General features: G+C 71.1%; 6 protein-coding genes. 1 reads left to right on the plus strand and 5 read right to left on the minus strand.

Annotated features, from left to right (window positions below):
• Window positions 1-90: 90 nt before the first annotated feature.
• Window positions 91-996: a dTDP-4-dehydrorhamnose reductase gene (gene rfbD / locus ACK4ZD_RS13415; RefSeq protein ID WP_409663038.1), complete on the minus strand. Its 906-nt coding sequence runs from the start codon at window positions 994-996 to the stop codon at window positions 91-93.
• Entirely contained in the window at window positions 993-2,066 is a 1,074-nt protein-coding gene (gene rfbB / locus ACK4ZD_RS13420; RefSeq protein ID WP_409663041.1) for a dTDP-glucose 4,6-dehydratase, read from the minus strand. Before rfbB ends, rfbD begins: the two co-directional genes overlap by 4 nt.
• 242 nt (window positions 2,067-2,308) lie before the next feature.
• Here rfbB and ACK4ZD_RS13425 point away from each other — a divergent pair, with 242 nt between their 5' ends.
• Complete coding sequence (locus ACK4ZD_RS13425; protein WP_409663043.1) at window positions 2,309-3,679, plus strand: UDP-glucose dehydrogenase family protein; 1,371 nt, start codon at window positions 2,309-2,311, stop codon at window positions 3,677-3,679.
• Here the strand turns inward: ACK4ZD_RS13425 and ACK4ZD_RS13430 are convergent.
• From ACK4ZD_RS13430 to ACK4ZD_RS13440, 3 genes are all read right to left on the minus strand, one after another.
• Window positions 3,676-4,812: a WecB/TagA/CpsF family glycosyltransferase gene (locus ACK4ZD_RS13430; protein ID WP_409663046.1), complete on the minus strand. Its 1,137-nt coding sequence runs from the start codon at window positions 4,810-4,812 to the stop codon at window positions 3,676-3,678. The two genes, ACK4ZD_RS13425 and ACK4ZD_RS13430, sit on opposite strands and share 4 nt — an antisense overlap.
• 23 nt (window positions 4,813-4,835) lie before the next feature.
• Window positions 4,836-6,278 carry a mannose-1-phosphate guanylyltransferase/mannose-6-phosphate isomerase gene (locus ACK4ZD_RS13435; protein WP_409663049.1) on the minus strand — a complete coding sequence of 481 codons (1,443 nt, stop codon included), beginning with the start codon at window positions 6,276-6,278 and terminating at the stop codon, window positions 4,836-4,838.
• 82 nt (window positions 6,279-6,360) lie between these two features.
• A partial coding sequence (locus tag ACK4ZD_RS13440) for a helix-turn-helix domain-containing protein (protein WP_409663051.1) occupies window positions 6,361-6,796 on the minus strand: 436 nt, incomplete at its 5' end.

A 6,796-nucleotide genomic window follows, 5' to 3' on the forward strand; every position in this document is an offset into this window, starting at 1 on the left:
TACCGGCCGCCACCCCCCCGAGGGGGGCCGGGCCTTGCTTGGGGCGGCCCGGCGCGGCGGCCCGGGTCGGTGCGGTGAAGTGAAGGTGTTTCATGTTGTCGAGGGAAGGATTTCAGCAAGCATGCGCTCCACCCCTTGCTGCCAGGGCGGCAGGTGCAGGCCGAAGGCCTCGCGCAGACGGGTGGTGTCGAGACGGGAGTTCAAGGGCCGGCGTGCCGGCGTGGGAAACGCGGTGGTGGGGACGGGCTCGATGGCCTGTGGCGGCACGCGAATGGCCTGGCCGCGCGCGCGGGCCCATTCGATGACATGGCGGGCGTAGTCGAACCAGTTCGTCTCGCCGGCTGCCACGAGGTGGTACAGGCCCGACAGCTCGGGCCGAGCCTGCACGGCGCGCAGCGCATGCGCGGTCACGTCGGCGATCAGCTCGGCCCCGGTGGGGGCGCCGACCTGGTCGCTCACCACGGTGAGGCGGTCGCGCTCGGTGGCCAGGCGCAGCATGGTCTTGGCAAAGTTGCCGCCGCGCGCGGCATAGACCCAGCTCGTGCGGAAGATGAGGTGACGGCAGCCACTCTGGGCGATGAGCTGCTCGCCTTCGAGCTTGCTGCGGCCATAGACGCTCAAGGGGGCTGTCGGCTCGTCTTCCTGCCGCGCCTGGTGGCCGCTGCCGTCGAAGACGTAGTCGGTGCTGTAGTGCACCAGCCAGGCGCCCAGGGCCGCGGCCTCGCGGGCCAGCACGCCGGGCGCCGTGGCGTTGAGCAGGGTGGCCAGCGCGGGTTCGCTCTCGGCGCGGTCGACGGCCGTGTGGGCCGCGGCATTGACGATCACGTCGGGGCGTACCGCGCGCACGGTGGCCGCCAGGCCGTCGAGCTGCGCCAGATCGCCGCACAAGGTGTCGTGGCCGCGGCGGTCGAGCGCCACCACTTCGCCCAGGGGGGCGAGCGCGCGCTGCAGCTCCCAGCCGACCTGGCCGTTCTTGCCGAGCAGCAGGATCTTCATGCGACTTTCGGGTCCGAGGGCTGGTACTGGGTGGCGATCCATTCGCGGTAGGCGCCGCTTTGCACCTGGGCGACCCACTCGGGATGGTCCAGATACCACTGCACCGTCTTGCGGATGCCGGTGGCGAAGGTCTCGGCCGGGCGCCAGCCCAGTTCACGCTCGATCTTGCGTGCGTCGATCGCATAGCGTCGATCGTGGCCGGGGCGGTCCTTGACGAAGGTGATCAGCCGGCTGTGGGGGCCGGCGGGGTCGGGCCGCAACTCGTCGAGCAGGGCGCACACGGTGCGCACGATCTCGAGGTTGGTCATCTCGTTCCAGCCGCCCACGTTGTAGGTCTCGCCCACGCGGCCGCGGGCCAGCACGGTGCGGATGGCGCTGCAGTGATCCGTCACGTACAGCCAGTCGCGCACGTTCAGGCCGTCGCCATAGACCGGCAGCGGCTTGCCGGCCAGGGCGTTGACGATCATCAAGGGGATGAGCTTCTCGGGAAAGTGGTAGGGGCCGTAGTTGTTCGAGCAGTTGGTGGTGAGCACCGGCAGGCCGTAGGTGTGGAACCAGGCGCGCACGAGGTGGTCGCTGGCGGCCTTGCTGGCCGAATAGGGGCTGTTGGGTTGGTAGGGATGGGCCTCGGTGAAGGCCGGCTCCTGCGGGCCCAGCGAGCCATAGACCTCGTCGGTGGACACATGGTGGAAGCGAAAGGCGGCCTTCTCGTCGGCCGGCAGGGCCTGCCAGTGGGCGCGCGCAGCCTCCAGCAGCGTGAAGGTGCCTTGCACATTGGTGCGGATGAACGCGCCAGGGCCGTGGATGGAGCGGTCCACATGGCTTTCGGCGGCAAAGTGCACGATGGCCCGCGGCCGGTGCGTGGCGAGCAGCCGGTCGAGCAGGGCGCGGTCGCAGATGTCGCCGTGCACGAAGACGTGCCGGGGGTCGCCGCGCAGGCCGTCGAGGTTGTGCACATTGCCCGCATAGGTCAGGGCATCGAGGTTGAGCACGGGCTCGTCGCTGTGCGCGAGCCAGTCCAGCACGAAATTGCTACCGATGAAGCCGGCGCCGCCGGTGACGAGGATCATGGATGAGGGTCCGCCTGATGCGAGAGGGTTCATGGGCGCTTGGCGCGCCGCGCAGCCCGTATTGTGCGAGGCGCACGTCCTTCGGCCAACCGGCGGCCACCCCCATGTCGGGGATGGGGGCACCACAGCCACCCAGGCAAGGGGGACTCGGCCCGCGGGCGGGTCGAGCACGGCGAGGGGATAATCCGCGCCATGGCTGCGGCCCGCGCCACGCGCGCCGCCCCTCATCTGCGGAGACTCCATTGAAGATCGCTGTCATCGGTTCGGGCTACGTCGGCCTGGTCACCGGCGCCTGCTTTGCCGACCTGGGCATCCATGTCACCTGCATCGACATCGACGAGGACAAGGTGCGCCGCCTGCGGCAAGGCGAAGTCCCCATCTACGAGCCAGGGCTCGAGGCCCTGATCCGCCCGGCCATGGCCAACGGCCGGCTGCATTTCACGAGCGATGTGCGCGAGGGCGTGGCCGGTCGAGAGGTGGTGTTCATCGCGGTGGGCACCCCGTCGGACGAGGACGGCTCGGCCGACCTGCGTCATGTGCTGGCCGCCGCGCGCTCACTGGCCCAGGCCATCGATGGCTTCACCGTGGTGGTGGACAAGAGCACGGTGCCGGTGGGCACGGCCGACCGGGTGCGCGAGGAGATCGCCTCGGTGCTGCGCAGCCGGGGTGTGGCGCACGAGTTCGCAGTGGTGTCCAACCCCGAATTCCTGAAGGAGGGGGCCGCCGTGGCCGACTTCATGCGACCCGACCGCATCGTGCTGGGCCTGCCCGGCGGCGAACTGGGCCGGCGCGCGCGCGAGGTGATGGACCGTCTGTACGAACCGCTGCAGCGCAACCACCAGCGCACGATCTACATGGACGTGCGTTCGGCCGAACTCACCAAGTACGCCGCCAACGCGATGCTGGCCACGCGCATCAGCTTCATGAACGAGCTGGCCAACCTGGCCGATGCCGTGGGCGCCGACATCGAGGCCGTGCGCCTGGGCATCGGCTCGGATTCGCGCATCGGCTACGACTTCCTCTATGCCGGCACCGGCTACGGCGGCTCGTGCTTCCCGAAGGACACACGCGCGATCCTGCACACCGCGCGCGAGCACGGCATGGAGCTGAAGGTGGTGCAGGCGGTCGAACAGGTCAACGAGCGCCAAAAGCGGGTGCTGGTGCGCAAGATCGTCGCCCGCCTGGGCGAGGATCTCTCAAGCCGCCGTTTCGCGCTGTGGGGCCTGGCCTTCAAGCCCAACACCGACGACATGCGCGACGCCCCCAGCCGGGTGATCATCCGCGAGCTGCTGTCCCGCGGGGCGAGCGTGACGGCCTACGACCCGGTGGCCTCGAAGGAGGCCCAGCGCGTGCTGCGGCAGGATCTGGCCGACCAGCCCGGCTGGTTCGAGCGCCTGCGCTTCGTCGACACGCCCGATGCGGCCCTGCCCGGCGCCGACGCTCTGGTGATCGCCACCGAGTGGAAGATCTTCCGCAGCCCCGACTTCGGCGCCCTGCGCTCGCAGCTGCGGCAACCGCTGGTCTTCGACGGGCGCAATCTGTACGCCCCCCAGCGCATGCGCCAGGAAGGCATCGAGTACCACGCCATCGGGCGGCCGATGCCGCGCGATTAGGGCCTGGGACCCGTTTCGCCTTCCCCTTCCAGCAGATCGGCGCAGCCGTGCTGGACGATGCGTCGGCGCAGGGCCGGCGTGGCGCCGGACACCCGCAGCGGCTGGCCGCTGAGCAGTTGCCGGGCCTGCGCCAGCAGCAGCAGGCCCATGGCCTCGGCATCGAGGTCGTGCAGCCCGGACAGCTCGATCTCCAGCGGCTGCGGGCAGCGCAAGGCCTGCTTCAGCGCCTCGCGCAGCGGCCCGAGGTTGTCCGCCCGGGCCCAGCCGGCCAGCCGCACGCGGTGGCCGCAAGAGGGCCCCGCCGGCTCGACCCGCACGTCCAGCACCGCCGGGGCGCGCCGGCGCCGCGCCCACCACAGGGGCAGCAGCGAGCCCACCAGCAGCGGCAGCGCGGCCGCCGCATCGCGTGCATAGCGTTTCCACAACGCCGGCTCCTGCCCGATGCGCCACAGCCACTCCAGGCCGAAACGTCGCCAGGCGGCGGGCGCGCGGCGCACCGTGCCGGCCTCGAAGTTGACCACCGCCCCCAGATGGCTGATGACCGGGGCCTGCAGGTGCGGGTGGTTGCGCGCGATCCAGGCCTGCCCCTTCTTCGCGCCGAGCGCCACGACGACGAAGTCCGCGCCGGCCGCATCGATGCGCTGCCGGGTCTGCGGCGTGCTCATCGAGTCGAGCGTGCCGAAGCCCGGGGACTCGAAGCCCACGCAGCGCAGCCCGCCGCCGCGCTCGTTGAGCCGCTCGCAGGCGGCCTGGGCGGCGCCCTGCGGGCCGCCGTAGAAATAGACCTTGACCGGCTCGTCGGGGTCGCCCCGGCTCAAGGCCTCGAAGAGATCCGAGCCGGCCACGCGCTCGCGCACAGGCAGCCCCAACAGGCGCGCGGCCCACACCAGGGGCATGCCGTCGACCAGGTTGAGCTGGCTCAGCAGCACCGAACGCCGGAACGCGGCGTCCTCGCGGGCCGCGATCACGAAATTCAGGTTGGGCGTGGACACCCAGCAGCGCCGGCCGGTGCGCGCCGCCTCGCGCACCGCCTGCACGGCGCCGGCCAGGTCGGTCACGTCGAAGGGCAGGCCGAACAGGCAGACCACCCGGCGGTCCAGGTCGATGACCGGCGGGCACGCCGGCCGGGGCATGGCGACGGCAGGCCCGGCCGACATCACGCCGAACGCCCGTAGTGGTCCTCGAAGCGCACGATGTCGTCTTCGCCGAGATAGGCGCCCGACTGCACCTCGATGATTTCCAGCGGCACCTTGCCCGGGTTGGCCAAGCGGTGACGCTGGCCCAGCGCAATGTAGGTGGACTGGTTTTCGGTGAGCAGGAAGCAGCGATCCTCGCAGGTGACCTCGGCGGTGCCGCGCACGACGATCCAGTGCTCGGCGCGGTGGTGGTGCATCTGCAGGCTCAAGCGCGCGCCCGGGTTGACGACGATGCGCTTGACCTGGAAGCGTTCGCCGCCGTCGATCGCGTCGTACCAGCCCCAGGGCCGGTAGACCTTGCGGTGCTGCAGGGCCTGCTGCTGGCCGTTGCGGCGCAGCCGCTCCACGATCTTCTTCACCGACTGGGTGTGGGCCTTGTCGGCCACGAGCACGGCATCGGGCGTCTCGACGACGACCACATCGTCCAAGCCCACGGTGGCCACCAGGCGCGAGCTGGCCATCACCAGACTGTTGCGCGTGTCCTCGAGCACCGCCTGGCCCCGCACCCAGTTGCCGGCCTCGTCCTTGTCGGCCACGGCCCACAAGGCATCCCAGGCCCCGACATCGGACCAGCCCACGCTCATCGGCACCACGACGCCAGGGCCGAGCTCGGGGTGTGCGGCGAGTTTTTCCATCACGGCGTAGTCGATGGAGTCGGCTGGGCAGGCCTCGAAGGCGGGCCGGTCCACCCGCAGGAAGTCGAGGTCGCGGCGCGCACGCGCCAGGGCCTGCTCGCAGGCCGTGAGGATCGCAGGCGCCAGCCGTTGCACCGCCTGCCGCCAGGCCGAGGCCCGCAGCAGGAAGATGCCGGCGTTCCAGAAGTACTCGCCGCTGGCCACATAGGCAGCGGCCGTATCGGCGTCGGGTTTCTCGACGAAGGCGTGGAGACGACAGGCCCGACCCTCGGCGGCGCAGCGTTCGCCGGCGCGGATGTAGCCATAGCCGGTCTCGGGCCGGTCGGGCCTCACGCCGAAGGTGACGAAGGCGCCCTGCCGGGCATGGTGCGCGCCCTCGGTCACGGCCTGTCCAAAGGCGCTCAGGTCGCGCACGACGTGGTCCGAGGGCATCACCAGCAGCAGGGGGTCGTCACCGTCGGCCAGGGCCGCCAGGGCCGCCAGCGTGAGGGCGGGTGCGGTGTTGCGCCCCGCAGGCTCCAGCACGATGCGCGCCTCCTGGCCCACCTGGCGCAATTGCTCGGCGATGACGAAGCGGTATTGCTCGTTGGCCACCACCAGCGGGGGCAGGGCGCTCAGCCCGTCCAACCCCTCGAGCCGCCGGGCCGTGGCCTGGAGCAGGGAGTCCTCCCCCAGCAGGGCCAGGAGCTGCTTGGGGTGGTGCTCTCGCGAGGCAGGCCACAGGCGGGTGCCCGAGCCGCCGCACAGGATGACGGGCTGGATCTGCATGGACGCACGATAGCAGGAACGGCCCGCATTGGACCGCCTCGCGCGCGCGCTGTCACCCCCGCCATCGCGGGATGCGTCGCCCTCAGGGCGTGGCCTCGCCCAGCAGGTGACGGGTGTGCTCGCGGTAGTCGCGCGGCGGCATGCCGTAGCGCGACTTGAACACCCGGCTGAAATGCGCCAGGTTGGCAAAGCCATGGGCCAGCGCAATCTCGGTCACCGAGCGGCGCTGCGGGCGCAGCAGCTCACGCCGGCAGGCCTCCAGGCGCTCGCGCAGGATGTAGCCGGCCACGCCCTCGGCTTCGTCCGAAAAGGCGTTGTACAGGTGGCGGCGGCTGCAGTTCAGGGTGGCGGCGATGCCGTCGACGCTCAGCCCAGGGTCGCCCAGGCGGGCAGCCACCAGTTGCTTGATGCGCTCTCTCAGGGCCTCGCGCTGGGACATCGCGGTCCCCCGCCCGGCCAGCTCCAGCAGCGACAGATGCACGAACTGCGTGATCGCCTCGCCGGCGGCGCGCGCCGCC

This window comes from Caldimonas sp. (genome assembly GCF_046291045.1).
Lineage (GTDB): Bacteria > Pseudomonadota > Gammaproteobacteria > Burkholderiales > Burkholderiaceae_C > Caldimonas.